This is a genomic window from Paraburkholderia sp. BR14312, from assembly GCF_040948675.1.
GTDB lineage: Bacteria > Pseudomonadota > Gammaproteobacteria > Burkholderiales > Burkholderiaceae > Paraburkholderia > Paraburkholderia nodosa_A.
The window spans coordinates 268,718-285,295 of the sequence record NZ_JBFPKI010000003.1 but is presented as its reverse complement, the minus strand read 5'-3'; the positions used below and the strand labels follow the sequence as shown (position 1 = coordinate 285,295).

Annotated in this window: 16 protein-coding genes; 2 read left to right on the top strand and 14 right to left on the bottom strand. The window is 65.0% G+C overall.

All coding sequences use genetic code 11. The features are described from left to right. Window positions 1-237 precede the first annotated feature (237 nt). Complete coding sequence (locus AB3X98_RS10605; RefSeq protein WP_368603842.1) at window positions 238-2,241, top strand: acyltransferase family protein; 2,004 nt, start codon at window positions 238-240, stop codon at window positions 2,239-2,241. 27 nt (window positions 2,242-2,268) lie between these two features. Here the strand turns inward: AB3X98_RS10605 and ureG are convergent, their stop codons facing one another. The 14 genes from ureG to AB3X98_RS10535 form a co-directional block, all read right to left on the bottom strand. Beyond that, window positions 2,269-2,919 (bottom strand): urease accessory protein UreG, encoded by a 651-nt coding sequence (gene ureG, locus AB3X98_RS10600; protein WP_368603841.1) that lies wholly within the window; start codon window positions 2,917-2,919, stop codon window positions 2,269-2,271. Between the two features lie 14 nt (window positions 2,920-2,933). Beyond that, complete coding sequence (locus AB3X98_RS10595; protein WP_368603967.1) at window positions 2,934-3,614, bottom strand: urease accessory protein UreF; 681 nt, start codon at window positions 3,612-3,614, stop codon at window positions 2,934-2,936. Beyond that, window positions 3,601-4,254: an urease accessory protein UreE gene (gene ureE / locus AB3X98_RS10590; RefSeq protein WP_368603840.1), complete on the bottom strand. Its 654-nt coding sequence runs from the start codon at window positions 4,252-4,254 to the stop codon at window positions 3,601-3,603. The genes AB3X98_RS10595 and ureE overlap by 14 nt, the downstream gene beginning before the upstream one ends. A gap of 9 nt (window positions 4,255-4,263) precedes the next feature. Beyond that, window positions 4,264-5,970, bottom strand: a complete 1,707-nt coding sequence (gene ureC, locus AB3X98_RS10585) for an urease subunit alpha (RefSeq protein WP_368603839.1) — start codon at window positions 5,968-5,970, stop codon at window positions 4,264-4,266. A 41-nt stretch (window positions 5,971-6,011) separates the two neighbouring features. Beyond that, the gene (locus AB3X98_RS10580) at window positions 6,012-6,317 is read right to left on the bottom strand and encodes an urease subunit beta (RefSeq protein ID WP_368603838.1); all 306 of its coding nucleotides are present in this window, start codon (window positions 6,315-6,317) and stop codon (window positions 6,012-6,014) included. A gap of 17 nt (window positions 6,318-6,334) precedes the next feature. After that, entirely contained in the window at window positions 6,335-6,637 is a 303-nt protein-coding gene (ureA, locus tag AB3X98_RS10575) for an urease subunit gamma (RefSeq protein ID WP_028214299.1), read from the bottom strand. Window positions 6,638-6,888: 251 nt separating this feature from the next. Then, complete coding sequence (locus AB3X98_RS10570; protein ID WP_368603837.1) at window positions 6,889-7,794, bottom strand: urease accessory protein UreD; 906 nt, start codon at window positions 7,792-7,794, stop codon at window positions 6,889-6,891. A gap of 69 nt (window positions 7,795-7,863) precedes the next feature. Continuing rightward, window positions 7,864-8,559: an urea ABC transporter ATP-binding subunit UrtE gene (urtE, locus tag AB3X98_RS10565; RefSeq protein ID WP_069269410.1), complete on the bottom strand. Its 696-nt coding sequence runs from the start codon at window positions 8,557-8,559 to the stop codon at window positions 7,864-7,866. Between the two features lie 22 nt (window positions 8,560-8,581). Beyond that, a complete protein-coding gene (urtD, locus tag AB3X98_RS10560) occupies window positions 8,582-9,463 on the bottom strand; it encodes an urea ABC transporter ATP-binding protein UrtD (RefSeq protein ID WP_368603836.1) in 882 nt (293 codons plus the stop codon). Next, complete coding sequence (urtC, locus tag AB3X98_RS10555) at window positions 9,460-10,653, bottom strand: urea ABC transporter permease subunit UrtC (RefSeq protein ID WP_368603835.1); 1,194 nt, start codon at window positions 10,651-10,653, stop codon at window positions 9,460-9,462. Before urtC ends, urtD begins: the two co-directional genes overlap by 4 nt. Before the next feature lies 1 nt (window position 10,654). Further along, on the bottom strand, window positions 10,655-12,295 hold the full coding sequence (gene urtB, locus AB3X98_RS10550; protein WP_368603834.1) for an urea ABC transporter permease subunit UrtB: 1,641 nt from the start codon (window positions 12,293-12,295) through the stop codon (window positions 10,655-10,657). Window positions 12,296-12,410: 115 nt separating this feature from the next. Beyond that, complete coding sequence (gene urtA, locus AB3X98_RS10545; RefSeq protein ID WP_069265483.1) at window positions 12,411-13,715, bottom strand: urea ABC transporter substrate-binding protein; 1,305 nt, start codon at window positions 13,713-13,715, stop codon at window positions 12,411-12,413. Between the two features lie 413 nt (window positions 13,716-14,128). Next, on the bottom strand, window positions 14,129-14,452 hold the full coding sequence (locus AB3X98_RS10540; protein WP_028208467.1) for a rhodanese-like domain-containing protein: 324 nt from the start codon (window positions 14,450-14,452) through the stop codon (window positions 14,129-14,131). Window positions 14,453-14,524: 72 nt separating this feature from the next. Then, window positions 14,525-15,178 carry a protein-L-isoaspartate O-methyltransferase gene (locus tag AB3X98_RS10535; protein WP_254319411.1) on the bottom strand — a complete coding sequence of 218 codons (654 nt, stop codon included), beginning with the start codon at window positions 15,176-15,178 and terminating at the stop codon, window positions 14,525-14,527. Between the two features lie 282 nt (window positions 15,179-15,460). Between AB3X98_RS10535 and AB3X98_RS10530 the strand changes: the two genes are divergently transcribed. Next, the gene (locus tag AB3X98_RS10530; RefSeq protein WP_342947852.1) at window positions 15,461-16,534 is read left to right on the top strand and encodes a LacI family DNA-binding transcriptional regulator; all 1,074 of its coding nucleotides are present in this window, start codon (window positions 15,461-15,463) and stop codon (window positions 16,532-16,534) included. Window positions 16,535-16,578: the final 44 nt, after the last annotated feature.

The following is a 16,578-nucleotide window of genomic DNA, read 5'->3' as shown; positions in this document are numbered from 1 at the left end:
GGGCAATATATAGACGCATGAAGGGTGGCATATAGACGCATGAAAGGGTTGGGTCATCGCACCCCTTCACGCGCAACGATGCGTACGTATGCGCACATACGCTCAAGCCGGAGCGCGGGTGTACTGGGTTCACGTGGTTGGCTCGCGTTCGGGCCACGTCTGCGTAAGGAACGCATTGCTGATTATCGGTGTCGCTCCCGTGCGCTTCACCGATATGCAGTCATCGAAGGCTCGTTCATGTCACCGACGATTACCCCGCAAGTGCTGCCGGTTCCGTCAGCGACGGAAATCCTCGATAGTCCGTCGGGTCGGGCCGCGACCCATAGCGTAGCGACGCATGAATATCGTCCGCACGTCGACGGCCTGCGCGCGATCGCGGTTATGGCAGTGATTCTGTTTCATGCGTTTCCGAGCCGGATGGCAGGCGGATTTATCGGAGTCGATGTTTTTTTCGTCATCTCCGGATACCTCATTACCACCATCATTCTCACCAATCTCGAGCACGACAAATTCAGCATTGCTGATTTTTACGCCAAGCGCATCCGACGCATCTTCCCCGCGCTTCTTCTTGTATTGTTATTTTGCGCGGTTGCCGGTTGGCTCGTGCTGCTGCGAGACGAGTACCCGCAACTCGGGAAGCACATCGTCGGCGGGACATCCTTCGTCCAGAATTTTGTCTTGTGGAGCGAGAGCGGTTACTTCGATAGCGGTCACGAGGCCAAACCGCTGTTGCATCTCTGGAGCCTTGCGGTTGAAGAGCAATACTACATATTCTGGCCCGTGCTATTGAGCTATGCGTGGACGCATCGCTGGCGATTCACGGTCGTCAATGGGGCGATCCTGGCGGCGTCCTTTGGCATTAGCGTATGGCTTGCCTGGCGGGACCCCGTTGCTGCCTTCTACTCGCCCCTTTCCCGCTTCTGGGAACTCATGGCTGGCGGCTCGCTTGCCTATATCGCTTTGCGTCGTCCGGATCTGTTCGGCCGATACGCCAATCTGCTCTGTGCAATGGGAGTGGGCCTCTTGCTGTCTGGATTCTTGCTGATCAATCATGAGCGGCCATTTCCAGGATTTTGGGCATTGTTGCCGACGATGGGGACATTCCTCGTCATCGCAGCGGGTTCAGGCGCGTGGATCAATCGCACTATTCTCTCGAGCCGCCCCTTCGTGACTTGCGGGCTGATTAGCTACCCGCTTTATCTCTGGCATTGGCCGTTGTTGTCTTTCGCACATCTGGTCTGGCCGGACAATGGTCACCCCACGAAGATCACCGTGGTATTGCTATCAGTCTTACTCGCGTGGCTCACGCACCGCTTTGTCGAGCGGAAGATTCGCTGGCATCGCTCTGCGAATCAAACGGCGCTTCTGCTGGTTCTCGGCCTCGTGCTGATGATGGTTAGCGGCGTGGCAATCAAGGATGCGCTCATCGGTCCCCGCTTCGACGCCGTCAACCTGGCAACGCGGACCGGGTGGCACTTCCTCGCGCTAAGAAGTGCAGATGGGCAGGCTCGGGACGGCATCTATCTCTTGCACGAAGACCGCAAGACGACGACGCTTTTTCTCGGGGATTCGCATGTCGCCCAGTATGCCGAACGCGTCTACGCGGATGAGGAGGCCAATCCTTCAAAAAACGGCGCCATCTTTGCTGTCGCCGCGGCTTGTCCTCCCATTCCACACGTTTTCGATCATGATTTGCCGGTCGATTCGGAGTGTGGCTCGGTCCGGCGCGAGGCGCTGGCGCAGGCCGCGAATCGCCGAATAACGACGGTTGTGATCGGCGGCTACTGGAGTTACTACTTCAACGCCCCGGGCTACTACCTGGTCAGCGGCCAAAAGGAGCTGAGTCTGGCTACGCCAACAGGAAGAGCGGCGGCATTCGCCGAGCTTGATCAGGAAGTCAGGGAACTGCAGGCGCAGAACAAAAAGGTCTATGTGCTGCTCGACAATCCGATAGGCGACCCGTTTGACCCACACGTATTTTTATCGAGACTCGGCCGCTTCGACCCACGCGAGGCTGAGCAACGCGTGAAAATCGACGGCCTGCAGCAGAGTGTTCGCAAGGAACTGATCGCGCTTGCCCAGCGCGATCATGCCTCGATCATCGACCCCGACGCGCGCCTGTGTGTGGATGAAGCGTGCATCCGCGTGACGGGAAAGTGGTCGGCCCTCTATGAGGACAGGTCACACCTGAACCCGGACTGGATCGTGAAAAACGCCGACTACATCGATCCGTCGATCTGAGAGACGGGTGATGTCACGTCGATGTGTTCAAGCGCCTTCTGTGACGAGCAGACCTCGTTTTTCAATGAACGCGATCACCTCACCGAGCCCCTCGAGCGCCTTCAGGTTGCACATCACGAAGGGCCGTTCGCCGCGCATCTTTTTCGCGTCGGAGGCCATGATGTCGAGGTTCGCGCCCACGAGCGGCGCGAGGTCGGTCTTGTTGATGACGAGCAGGTCCGACTTCGTGATGCCCGGGCCGCCCTTGCGCGGAATCTTTTCGCCGCCCGCCACGTCGATCACATAGATCGTGAGGTCCGAAAGCTCGGGGCTGAAGGTGGCCGCGAGATTGTCGCCGCCCGATTCGATGAAGACGATGTCCGCATCGGGAAAGCGTGTGAGCATCTGGTCGACGGCTTCGAGGTTGATCGACGCGTCTTCGCGGATCGCGGTGTGCGGGCAGCCGCCCGTTTCCACGCCCATGATGCGCTCGGCGGGCAGGGCGCCCGCGACGGTCAGGAGGCGCTGGTCTTCCTTCGTGTAGATGTCGTTGGTGATGGCGACGAGGTCGTAGCGCTCGCGCATCGCCTTGCACAGCATTTCGAGCAAGGTCGTCTTGCCGGAGCCGACCGGTCCGCCTACGCCGACGCGCAGCGGCGGCAGCTTCTTGGTTCGTTTGCTGGGTGCGTGCGAATTCATGGTTCGTGTGTGTTTCAGGAGCGGAAAAGCCGCGAATACTGCGATTCGTGGCGTGCAGAAAGAACGCCAAGCTGTGGCGCAAAGGTATTGAGCGCTTCGGGGGGCGTCGCGAGCGCGCGCGCCACGGCTTTTTCGATGGCGGGCCGCAGCGCAACGATGATGCGCTGCCCCGCGAGCTGGCCGAGCGGCACCGCCTTGAGTGCGGCGGCGGTCTGGTTCTCGATCCAGCTGAATGCATAGGCGGCGAGCGCGGCGTCTGGCGCGGCCGCGTGGGCCCACGCGGCGAACGCGAAGGCCGTGGGTTGCGCAACGGGCGTCATGCGCTCGAGCGTCGCGCGCCGGTCGGCGTCGCCCCATTCGAGCTGCGTGCAGAGCTGGCGCAGCGACCAGCCCATTTGCGCGGTCTCGCGCCGCAATTCCGCCGATTCGCGGCTCGCGACGAATTCCTCGTTCGCAACGATCAACGCGTGCTCGTCGTACGTGCGCCAGCGTTCCATCTGGTGCGCCACAAAAGGTAGCTCGCCGCAGGCGAGCACGTTCGCGAGGCCAGCGGCTATCCAGCGCGCGGCGTCGTCGGCGTTCGTCACGAGCTGCGCATCGATTGCCGCTTCGAGTCCCTGCGAGTAGCTGAACGCGCCGATGGGCAGCGCCGGCGAGGCGAGATGCAGGAGGGCGGTGAGCTCAGCGATGTTCATGGCTGTGGTCGTGCGCGTGGCCGTCGCAGTGACCGTGATCGTGTCCGCAATCGTGGTCATGCGCGTGATCGTCGCCATGAGCGTGATTGTGCGAATGACCGTGTGTATGGTCGTGCGAGTGCGCATGCCCATGGTGCTCGTCGTACACACGCTGCGCGAGCGCGTAGTCGTCGGCGAAGGTTTCGTCGTGGCCGTGGCGGTGGCCGCCGCCGTATGCGCCCGATTCCGGCTGGAACGGTAGCTCCACGCGCTGCACCTGCGCGCCCAGGCGCTTGAGCATGTCTTCGAGCACGGGGTCCGCTTCGAGCTTGAGTTCGTCCGCCCCCACTTCCACCGGCGTATGGCGATTGCCCAGGTGATACGCGGCGCGCGTGAGCGTGAGGCGGTCGGGCGCGCGTACACGCAACACGCTCTCGGCCGCCGCGATCACGCGCACGAGGCCGCCGTCGTCGGCCACGAGCAGGTCGCCATCGCGCAGCACCGTGCCGCGAGGCAGCACCACGCCGACTTCCTCGCCCGTGTCGAGCGTGGCCGCCAGGCGGCTCTTGCAACGCGCGTCGTAGGGCAGCGTGAGCGTGGGCGCCCGCTTCACAAGAACGGGCGCGAGCTTCGCATTGAGTCGTTTATCGATGGTGCGCATGACTAAACTTTAGAACAGGAAGTAACGCTGTGCCATCGGCAGCACCGTGGCGGGCTCGCAGGTGAGCAACTGGCCGTCTGCGACGACCTGGTACGTTTCTGGATCGACGCTGATCGTCGGCTGCCAGGCATTGTGAATCATGTCGGCCTTCGTCACGCTGCGGCAGTTGCGGACCGCCACCACGCGCTTTTGCAGGCCGTAGCGCTCGGGCATGCGCTTGTCGAGCGAGAGCTGCGAGACGAAGGTGAGCGACGTTTGTGCAAGCGCCCGCCCGCGCGTGGCGAACATCTCGCGGTAATGCACGGGCTGGGGCGTCGGAATCGAGGCGTTCGGGTCGCCCATCTGTGCGAGCGCGATCATGCCGCCCTTGAGAATCAGCGAAGGCTTGATGCCGAAGAACGCCGGTTCCCAGAACACGAGGTCGGCCCATTTGCCCGGTTCGAGCGATCCCACTTCGTGCGCGATGCCATGCGTGAGCGCGGGATTGATCGTGTATTTCGCCACATAGCGCTTCACGCGGAAGTTGTCGTGGCGCGCGCTGTCTCCGGGCAGGGCGCCGCGCTGCACCTTCATCTTGTGCGCGGTTTGCCACGTGCGGATGATCACTTCGCCCACGCGGCCCATCGCCTGGGAATCCGAAGAAAGCATCGACAATGCGCCGAGATCGTGGAGGATGTCCTCGGCGGCGATGGTCTCGCGGCGGATGCGCGACTCGGCAAACGCAATATCCTCGGCAATCGACGGGTCGAGGTGATGGCACACCATCAGCATGTCGAGATGCTCGTCGAGCGTGTTGATCGTGTACGGGCGCGTGGGGTTCGTCGAGGAGGGCAGCACGTTTGCTTCGCCGCACACCTTGATGATGTCGGGCGCGTGGCCGCCGCCCGCGCCTTCGGTGTGGTAGGTGTGGATCGTGCGACCCTTGAATGCGGCTACCGTCGCTTCCACGAAGCCCGACTCGTTGAGCGTGTCGGTGTGAATGGCCACCTGCGTGTCCGTGGCGTCCGCCACGCTCAGGCAGTTGTCGATGGCGGCGGGCGTCGAGCCCCAGTCCTCGTGCAGCTTCAGGCCGATCGCGCCCGCGGCGATCTGTTCTTCAGCGGGTTTCGGCAGGCTCACATTGCCCTTGCCGAGAAAGCCGAGATTGATCGGCCAGCCGTCCGCGGCCTGGAGCATGCGCTCCATATGCCACGGGCCCGGCGTGCAGGTGGTGGCGTTGGTGCCCGTGGCGGGGCCGGTGCCGCCGCCCAGCATCGTCGTCACGCCCGAGGCGAGCGCTTCATCGATCTGCTGCGGGCTGATGAAGTGGATATGCGTGTCGATGCCGCCCGCCGTGACGATCTGGCCTTCGCCCGCGATCACTTCTGTTGCGGCGCCGATGGGAATCGTCACGCCCGGCTGCACGTCGGGGTTGCCCGCCTTGCCGATCTTCCAGATGCGGCCGTCCTTGATGCCGATGTCGGCCTTCACGATGCCCCAGTGATCGACGATCACGGCGTTCGTGACGACGGTGTCCGCGACTTCCGCGTGCACCTGCTGCGACTGGCCCATGCCGTCGCGGATCACCTTGCCGCCGCCGAACTTCACTTCGTCGCCGTAGACGGTGTAGTCGCGCTCGATCTCGATGATGAGTTCGGTATCGGCAAGACGCACGCGGTCGCCGGTGCTGGGGCCGAACATCTCCGCATACGCGCGGCGGCCGATCTTCAATGTCATGTCGGATTCCTGATGAAATCGCCAGAATTCGCCGGCCGCGCTCAGAGCGGGCCCATCACCTGGCCGTTGAAGCCGTACACGGCGCGCTCGCCCGCAAGGGCCACGAGTTCCACGGTGCGTTCCTGCCCCGGCTCGAAGCGCACGGCCGTGCCCGCCGCAATGTTCAGGCGAAAGCCGCGCGCGGCTTCACGGTCGAACGAGAGGGCTGCGTTGACCTCGTAAAAGTGGAAGTGCGAGCCGATCTGCACGGGGCGGTCGCCCGTGTTGGCCACCTTCACGGCGATGGTTTCGCGGCCTGCGTTGAGTTCGATTTCGCCGTCGTCGATCAGCATTTCGCCGGGGATCATGGCTGGCTCCTTTCGACTCAGGGAATCGGATGGTGGACGGTGACGAGCTTGGTGCCGTCGGGGAAGGTCGCCTCGACCTGGATGTCGGGGATCATCTCGGGCACGCCCTCCATCACGTCCTCGCGTGTGAGGAGCGTGGTGCCGTAATGCATGACCTCGGCGACGGTCTTGCCGTCGCGGGCCGCTTCCATCAGCGCGGCGCTGATGAAGGCGACCGCCTCCGGGTAGTTGAGCTTGAGGCCGCGCGCGCGCCGCCTTTCGGCGAGCAGCGCAGCGGTGAAGATCAGGAGCTTGTCTTTCTCGCGTGGCGTGAGCTTCATCGCGTCATCGTATTGGGTCGGTTGGGGCAAGTCTGTCGACCCAGCTTACGGGAGCGAGGTTACGCGCAGCTTGCGGCCTCGCGCGCGGCGCGCACGAATCGATGCAAGCTCACAGCAAGGTGTGTGCCAATGAAGGGGACAGCGTGAATGCACCGATTTCGATGCGTTCTTGCACCGCGTTGGCGTTGCTGCGCTGCGTTATCGTGCGTACAAGCGCCGATGCGCACCACAGCAGTGCGCATGACGTGCGCTCAGGTCGTCCACAAGCGCAGCGGCGCGGCCTTCACACCATGCACGAACGGCCGCAGCGCCGTCCAGCACTGCGTGAGCGTGTTCTGCAGCGGTTCCATCGAACGCCCGAGCACGCGCACGAGCACTACGCCCGGCGCGATGCAGGTCGCGCCCGAGCGCAGCGTCTTGTCGAAAGGGAGGATGGCGGCGAGGTCTTGCGCGAGCGCCTCGTTGCACGCGGGGCCGATCGCCCACAGCACGCCAAAAGCGGGGTAGCCAGCGAGCCCTTGCGGCGCGTCGCGCAGCGGGTCGTTGGCGTCGATGAGGGCGCGTTCGAGCCAGAGCAGCTGATCGTCGCCTTTGCCTTCCGGTGCAGTGCGCGTTACGCGCGTGAGCGCTCGCACCATGCCCGCCGACCAGCGCTCGCCCGCGGCCTGACGGCCCAGTTGCGTGGCGTCCCAGCCGATGGCCGTGGCTCCCTCGCCGAGCGTGAGCGCGAATTCGAGTTCGGCGTGGGCGTGATCGAACACGAGGTTGTTCTGCGGCAGCCAGTCGAGCTTAGCGCCCGCGCCCACGCGCACGTTGATGCGCTGGCGCGCCACGCGGCCGTTCGACTTGTACCACTTGGTGGCGCCAGGCGTCGTGAGCACGGCGTGAGCCCCTTCGCCCACGTTCACGTCGATGTCGAGCCGGTCGCCGCCCGCGATGCCTGCCGGCGGATGCACGATCACCGCGTGACAGATCGCATCGCCTTCGGGGTAGAGCGGGCGTTGCACGCGCAACGGCCCCGCGTGCAAGCGATGCGTCAGTGCGGTACGTTCGCCCTGGCGCTCGAAGCCGAGCTCGAGTTTCGCGGCCCATTCCTGGTGTGCAGTGCTGCGAAACGTGGTGTTGGCGAGTGCAGCGTGATCGACGTGGAGCGACATGCGTGGCGAGGGGAAAAAAGCGGGGAATGGCGTGGAGAATAGCACGCGCCATCCACGCCGAATCGACGTTTAAACCGCGATCAACTCCCGCACCCCATCCGCATCCATGCTCGCGCCGGCGCCCCCCGCCACGATTTCGCCTCGGCTCATCACCCAGTAGCGGTCCGCGATGGCCTTGGCGAAGTCGTAGTACTGCTCGACCAGCAGCACCGTCATGTGCATCTCTTCCACGAGCCTGCGCAGCGTGCGGCCTATGTCCTGGATGATCGAAGGCTGGATGCCTTCGGTAGGCTCATCGAGAATGAGTAGCTGCGGATCGCTCATCAGCGCGCGGCCGATGGCGAGCTGCTGCTGCTGGCCGCCCGAGAGGTCGCCGCCGCGCCGCGCCTTCATGTCCTTGAGCACGGGAAAGAGTTCGTAGATATGCGCGGGCACGCTTGACGGCATGCGCTTCTTGCTCGCCGCGCCCACCAGCAGATTCTCTTCGACGCTCAGGCGCGGAAAGATATCGCGCCCTTGCGGTACGTAAGCGAGGCCCTGCGCCACCCGCGCATGCGTGGGCAGCTTCGTGAGCGCTTCGCCGCGCCACGCGATCGAACCGTTCTTCGTCGGCACGACGCCCATGAGGCAGCGCAGCAGTGTCGTCTTGCCCACGCCGTTGCGGCCGAGCAGCACGGTGAGTTCACCCTCGGGCACCGTCATCGAGACGTTGCGCAGGATGTGGCTGCCGCCATAGTACTGATTCAGCGATTCGATGGTTAGCATGGCTGATCTATTCAAAACGGCCCTAGCGGCCCAGATACGATTCGATGACCGCTTCGTCGCGCTTTACGTCGTCGAGCGTGCCGTGCGCGAGCACGCTGCCTTCGGCCATCACCGTGACGCGCCCGGTTTCCCCCGCGAGCGCCGCGACGAACTCCATGTCGTGCTCGACCACCATCATCGAGCAGTTCCCGCGCAGGCGGTTGAGGAGCGTCGCGAGTTCCATGGTCTCGTCGTCGGTCATGCCGGCGGCGGGCTCGTCGAGCAGCAACAGCTGCGGCCTTTGCATGAGCAGCATGCCGATTTCGAGCCGCTGCTTCTGGCCGTGCGAGAGCTCGCCCGCGAGGCGTCGCGCGTCGCTCTCCAGCCGGATCACCTCGAGCGTTTCCTCGATCTTCGCCTGCGCCTCGCGGCCAAGGCGCGCGCGCAGCGTGGCGAACCAGCCCTTGTCGGCCTTCATCGCGAGTTCGAGGTTCTCCCAGACGGGATGCTGCTCGAACACCGTGGGCTTCTGGAACTTGCGGCCAATGCCCGCGCGCGCGATCGCCGGCTCGTTCATGCGCGTGAGGTCGAGCGTTTGCCCGAGGAACACCTTGCCGGAATCGGGCGCGGTCTTGCCGGTGATGACATCCATCATCGTGGTCTTGCCCGCACCGTTCGGGCCGATCACGCAGCGCAGTTCGCCCGCGTCGATCACGAGCGAAAGCTTGTTGAGCGCGCGAAAGCCGTCGAAGCTCACGGTCACGTCTTCGAGATACAGGATCGTGCCGTGCGAGATGTCGATCGCGCCGGGTTCGACCACGTGCCCCAGTTCCGCCACGCCGGAGAGGGCGAGTTCGTCGTACTTGAGGGCGTCGTCGAAGGGGTTGTGGTTGAGCGGGTCGCTGATCACGCTATGTCCGTTCATGGGCGCTCGCTCCGCGTGGTGATCCGGTTCCGGATGAGTTCGATGAGTCCCATGATGCCGTTGGGCAGCAACAGCGGCACGAGCACGAACATCAGGCCGAGGAAGAACAGCCAGTACTCGGCGAAATGCGCGGTGAAAAAGCTCTTTGCGCCGTTCACGGCGAACGCGCCGATGATCGGCCCGATGAGCGTGCCGCGTCCGCCCACGGCCACCCAGATCGCCATTTCGATCGAGTTGCCCGGCGACATCTCGCTCGGGTTGATGATGCCGACCTGCGGTACGTAGAGCGCGCCCGCAATGCCGCACAGGACGGCCGAGACGGTCCACACGAAGAGCTTGTAGCCCAGCGGGCTGTAGCCGAGAAACATGACGCGCGTTTCCCCGTCGCGCACGGCGGTCACGACACGCCCGAGCTTCGAGGTGACGACGGCGCGCGCGCCGAGAAACGCGAGCACGAGCACGGCGAACGTCAGGAGGAACAGCACGGTGCGCGTGCCCGGATGCGTGATCGGCATGCCCGCGATGCGCTTGAAGTCCGTGAAGCCGTTGTTGCCGCCGAAGCCCGTTTCGTTGCGGTAGAAGAGCAGCATCGCGGCGAACGTCATGGCCTGCGTGATGATCGAGAGATACACGCCTTTCACGCGCGAGCGGAACGTGAAGAAGCCGAACACCCAGGCGACCGCGGCCGGCACGAGCACGACGAGCAGGAGTGCATACCAGAGATGCTCTGTGCCTTGCCAGTACCACGGCAGCGCATGCCAGTCGAGAAACACCATGAAGTCGGGCAGGTCGCTGCCGTACTTGCCGTCGTGACCGATTTCGCGCATGAGGTACATGCCGATGGCGTAGCCGCCCAGCGCGAAGAAGAGGCCGTGCCCGAGGCTCAGAATGCCGCAGTAACCCCACACGAGATCGAGCGCAAGTGCAGCGATCGCATAGCACATGAGCTTGCCGACGAGCGTCATCGCATACGCGGAAAGATGCAGCGCGCTCGATTGCGGCAGCACCAGCGCGCAAAGCGGCACGCCCACGCCGATCACGAGGATCAGCACGATGAGCGCGAGCCAGGCGCGCGGCGAGAGCAGGGCCGGCCGCGCGGGCAAGCCAAGGGCGAACGTTTCGGCGCCGTCGGCTGAAGTTCGCGAGGCGCCCAGCGTGTGACGCGCGGAAGAGGAAGTGACGCTCGTCATGTCATGCCTCCGCGCTGCGGCCCTTGAGGGCGAACAGCCCCTGCGGACGCTTCTGGATGAAGAGCACGATCAGCACGAGCACGGCGATCTTCGCGAGCACGGCGCCCCAGAACGGCTCGATGGCCTTGGAGACGAGCCCGAGACCGAAGCCGCCGATCACGGTGCCCGCAATCTGCCCGACGCCGCCGAGCACCACGGCCATGAACGAATCGATGATGTAGCTCTGGCCGAGATCGGGACCGACGTTGCCGATCTGCGAGAGCGCACAGCCGCCAAGGCCCGCCACGCCCGCGCCGAACGCGAAAGCCCACGCATCCACGCGCGCGGTGCGCACGCCCACGCAGGCCGCCATGCGGCGGTTTTGCGTGACGGCGCGCACGAACAGGCCAAGACGCGTCTTCGTGAGCACGGTCCACGCAATGCCCACCACGATCAGCGAGAACGCGAGGATCGCGAGGCGGTTGTAGGGCAGGATGAGGTTGGGCATGACGGTCACGCCGCCGCTCATCCACGAGGGGTTTTCGACCTGCACGTTCTGCGCGCCGAAGATCATGCGCGTGGCCTGAATGAGGATGAGGCTGATGCCGAACGTCGTGAGCAGCGTCTCGAGCGGGCGGCCGTAGAGATGGCGGATCACGAGCCGCTCGATCACCGCGCCTACGAGCGCTGCGGCAACGAACGAAGCGGGAATCGCGAAGAGCGGATACCAGTCGAACGCGCCGGGCGCATAACGCTGCACGAGCGTTTGGACGACGTAGGTTGCGTACGCGCCGATCATCAGGAACTCGCCGTGCGCCATGTTGATGACGCCGATGAGTCCATAGGTGATCGCGAGACCGAGCGCCGCGAGCAGCAACACGCTGCCGAGCGAGAGGCCCGCGAACAGCGTGCCGGCGATCTCGCTGCGGCGCTGGATGGCGTCGAGCGTGTCGATGCCTTGTTGCACCGCTGCGCGCACGTCGGCATCGGGTTCGTTGTACGCGCCGCTCGCGTTCTTCGCGACGAGCGGGCGCAGCAGTTCGTACATGTCGAGGTCGTGGCGCGCCGCGACGAGCTTCGCCGCTTCGAGACGCGTGGCCGCATTCGGATCGTGCAGCGCGGTCATCGCCCAGAGCGTGTCGAGACGGCGCTTGAGTGCCGGGTCGGTTTCCTTCGCGCGCGCGGCGTCGATCATCGGCTTCATGGCCGGATCGGGGTTCTTCAGCAGCCCGGCGATGGCGGCGCGGCGCGTTTCCAGATCGGGCGAGGCGAGTTGCAGGCCCGAGACCGCGCCCGCGACCTTCGAGCGCAAGAGGTTGTTCAGCGTGATGGGCTGCGCGCTCGAAGCGATGTTCGCGGCGACAGGTTGCCCAGTGGCTGCGTCGCGTGCATTGTCGCCATCTTGCACGAGCACTTCGCCCGCATCGGTTGCCGTGACGTTGTCGTCGGCGAGCGCTTTCAGGAGCGCAAGCGAAGCGGCGTCGTGCGTGGCGATGAGCTTGTCGATGGCCGCGGATTTCGCGTCGAAGTCGTCGCCGCCGAGCGGCGCGACGTCGGCCGCATCGAGCGCGTGCGCGCAAGTGCATAGCGCCGTGAAGAGCGCCGCGGCGGCGAGCGCGTGGCGCAGGCCCGCTTGCGCGTACCTCGGGAGTGAGAGAGCCATGGTGCTTTCTTTTTTGGTGCGGACCACAGCGCAACAGCCTGAAGTTACGCCGCGGCCCGTAGACAGAGCACGCGAGCGCGCGCCACGTTGCGGCGCGGCGCTCGCGAAGACAACGTCAGGCCACGCGCGAGCGGCGCAGGAAGGCGGGCAGCGCGTTCGAGGTGACCACATCCGGCTTGCCTTCGTTGCCGGCGATGAACGGGCTCCACGGCTGCGCGCGCACGGCGGTCTTCGTCTTCCAGACGACGTTGAACTGGCCGTCACCGCGAATCTCGCCGATCATCACCGGCTTGTGCAGGTGGTGGTTGCCGTCCATCGTGAGCGTGAAGCCCGAGGGCGCTGCCACGGTCTGGCCGATCATGGCCACGCGCACCTTGTCGACGTCGGTGCTCTTCGCCTTTTCCACGGCCTGCTTCCACATGTGGATGCCGACGAAGGTCGCTTCCATCGGGTCGTTGGTCACGCGTTTGCTGCCGCCGGGCAGGTTGTTCGCCTGCACCCAGGCTTCGAACTGCTCCTTGAACTTCGTGTTGTTCGGGCCTTTCACCGACATGAAGTAATTCCACGCCGCGAGGTGTCCCACGAGCGGCTTCGTGTCGATGCCGCGCAACTCTTCCTCGCCCACGGAGAACGCGACCACGGGCACGTCGGTCGCCTTGATGCCCTGGTTGCCGAGTTCCTTGTAGAACGGCACGTTCGAGTCGCCGTTGATGGTCGACACGACAGTAGTCTTGCCGCCTTGCGAGAACGTCTTGATGTTCGCGACGATGGTCTGATAGTCGCTATGACCGAACGGCGTGTAGACCTCCTGAATATCGCTGTCTTTCACGCCCTTCGAGTGCAGGAAGGCGCGCAGGATCTTGTTGGTCGTGCGCGGATACACATAATCGGTGCCGAGCAGGAAAAAGCGCTTCGCGCCGCCGCCTTCGGCGCTCATCAGGTATTCCACCGCCGGGATGGCCTGCTGGTTGGGCGCCGCGCCCGTGTAGAACACATTGCGCGACATTTCTTCCCCTTCGTACTGCACGGGGTAGTAGAGCAGGCCGTTGAGCTCCTCGAACACGGGCAGCACCGACTTGCGCGACACCGAAGTCCAGCAGCCGAATACGCAGGCCACTTTGTCCTGCGTGAGGAGCTGGCGCGCTTTCTCGGCGAAGAGCGGCCAGTTCGAGGCCGGATCGACGACCACGGGCTGGATCTGACGCCCCATCACGCCGCCGTTCTTGTTGATGTCGGCAATCGTCATCAACGCGGTGTCTTTCAGTGAGGTCTCCGAAATGGCCATCGTGCCCGAGAGCGAGTGCAGGATGCCGACCTTGATCGGCCCGCTGCCGGTGTCCGCGTGCGCGAACGGCATGCGCCCCGCGGCCGCGAGTGCGCCCGACATCGTCCCGAGTTTCAACAGACTGCGACGTTTCATTTTTGTGCCTCTTGTCCGTGAGTGAGTCGTGGGCCGTGGCGCGGGGTCGTTTTGTCGTCTTGCGCGCCGCCCGGTGTGTGTGGCCTGTCTTGCGCATACCCTTCTGCAAGCGTTGTGCCAGCGTGAAGGTCAAGCGCCAGGCTTGCCCCATAAGGCGCGCGGCGATGCGGGGCGCATCGGCGGTTACGCAACGGGCGGGCGATTGTGGTGCAGCGAGATGCATGTTCGGGCGCGCTGCATCGTCTCAGTGCGCGTGTGCATGAAGCGGGACGAATGGCGCGTCGGGGCACGCTGCATCGTTGTGCATGAGGGGCGTGCCGGTGGCTGCACGCAGTGGAGCGGAGTGAATGGTCCAGAAATGACAAAGGGCGCGGCCTGAGCCGCGCCCCTTCCTTAAGCTGGCGTGCGCCTGCTTAGTACGTCGGCACCTTGGGGTCGACCTGGCGCGACCAGGCGTCGATGCCGCCTTGCAGGTTGAACACCTTCGTGTAGCCGCGCGACTCGAGGAACATCGCCACCTGGGCGCTGCGCGCGCCGTGGTGGCAAATGCAGACGATCTGCGCTTCGTCGTCCAGCTCCTCGCTTCGCGCAGGGATCTCGCGCATGGGGATCGACAGGCTGCCGGCGATCTTTGCCGTTTCGATTTCCCACGGCTCGCGCACGTCGAGCAGTACGGGAGTCTCGCGCGAGGTGTCGGCAAGCCATTCGGCGAGGGCGGGGGCGGTCAGATTCTGCATGGAACACTCAATCGGGTAAGTAAGCCGGGCTGCCGTGCACGGAACCCGGCGATGCGGCAGGTTGGCAGCGCCTTAGAACTTGAAGCGCGGCGGATGCACGGCGTTCTGCAGCGGCTCGACATAGGTTTCGAACACGCCGGCAATACGGAACTGCTTTTCGTCGATGCGCGTGATGATCTGCGCTTCCATGACGGGTGCCCCGCCCACGAAAGCGGCCAGTCGCCCGCCCACCTTGAGCTGCTCGAGCAGTTCCTGCGGCACGACCGGCAGGCCGCCCGAGACGCAGATCACGTCGTACGGCGCGTTCGCGGCCCAGCCGCGTGCGCCGTCGCCGACCACGACTTCGGCGTTGAGCACGCCGTTCTTGACGAAGTTCGCGCGCGCGAATTCGGCGAGTTCGGTGTCGATCTCCACGCTCAGCACCTTCTGCGCCCGGTGCGCGAGCAGCGCCGCCATGTAGCCGGAGCCCGCGCCGATTTCGAGCACGCTCTCATGCTTCTTGACCGCGAGTTCCTGCAGCACGCGCGCTTCGACGCGCGGCGCCATCATGTGCTGGCCGTTCGGCAGCGGCACTTCGAGGTCGGCGAACGCGAGGGCGGTATAGGCCTCGGGGACGAAATGCTCACGCTTGACGATCGAGAGCAGGTTCAGCACGTCCTGGTCGAGCACTTCCCAGGGGCGAATCTGCTGTTCGATCATGTTGAAACGCGCTTGTTCGATGTTCATGGTGACTCGGCGTTGTGGTCGGGATCGGTTCGGTCCAAGCCCGGCAAAAAGGGTGTCGGGCAATCGGAGAATTGTAGCAAACCGGCTGCTGGCCCGGCCGCGCCGCCGGCAGCTCGAAGGGGTTCCGGCGGGATTGACGGATCGGTGTTTGTCCTGGCTTCGTGAGCCTTGCGGTTTTGCGGTTCTCGTACCAAAAATGTAATCGATTACATTTTGGCGCGCCCAGACCGCTCACGCCGCGGCCGCCGCAGGTTTCCGAACCCGTCACGATCGCCTTCGCCCATGTCCGCTCGCTCGTCCAGAACGTCGCAACTGCAGCCGCAGCCGTCTGAAGACGCCCGCGCCGATACCGCCGCGCGCGGCGGCTCGATCGCGGCGGTGGCGCAGCGCGCGGGGGTCTCGGTCGCGACGGTCTCGCGCGTGCTCAACGGTCATGCGAACGTGCGCGCCGCCACGCGCGAGCGCGTGCTCGCCGAGATCGAAACGAGCGGCTACCGCGTGAACGAACTCGCGCGCAACCTGCGCACGGCCGAAAGCCGCCTGCTCCTGACGATGGTGCCCGACTTCGGCAACCCGTTTTACGCGGAGATCGTGCGCGGCATCGACAGCGTCGCGCGCCAGCACGGGTTTTTCCTGCTGCTGTGCGACACGGGCGCGGACGCCGGCCGCGAGCGCAGCTACTTCGACCTCCTGCGCCGCCATCGCGCGGACGGGGCGATCTGCCTCGACCCGGCGACCGTGCAACATGCGCTGGCCGCCGAATCGACAGCGCTGCCGTGGGTGGCCTGCTGCGAGTTCGATCCGGACGTGGGCGTGCCGTATGTGGGCATCGACAACTACCGGGCCGCGCACGACGCCGTGCGGCATCTGATCGCGCGGGGGCGGCGACGTGTCGCGCTCATCAACTCCGACGAGCACTATCTCTACGCGCAGCAGCGCCGCGACGGCTGGCGCGATGCGCTCGGCGAAGCAGGCATCGCGATGCGCGACGCGTGGCGCGTGAACGTGAACTGTCTCGACTACGACGCGGGCGCGCAGGCCGCCGCCGCGCTCATGCAGTTGCCGGCCGGCGAGGCGCCCGACGCGATCTTCGCGGTGTCGGACACGCTCGCGGTGGGCGTGGTCAACGGCCTGCGCGGCGCGGGACGGCGCGTGCCGCACGACGTCGCCGTGGTCGGCTTCGACGATATCGCGCTCGCCGCGCAGATCGACCCGCCGCTTACGACAATCGCGCAGCCCATGCGGGAGTTGGGCGAGACGGCCGCGCGTCTGCTGCTGCGGCGTTTCGCGGACCCGCGCGCGAGCGTGCCGGGCGTGCTGCTGCCGCATCGGCTGGTGGTGCGCGAGAGCGGGTGAAATCGAAATTACGCAAACGAACACATAGCAGGGGAGACCAGCGG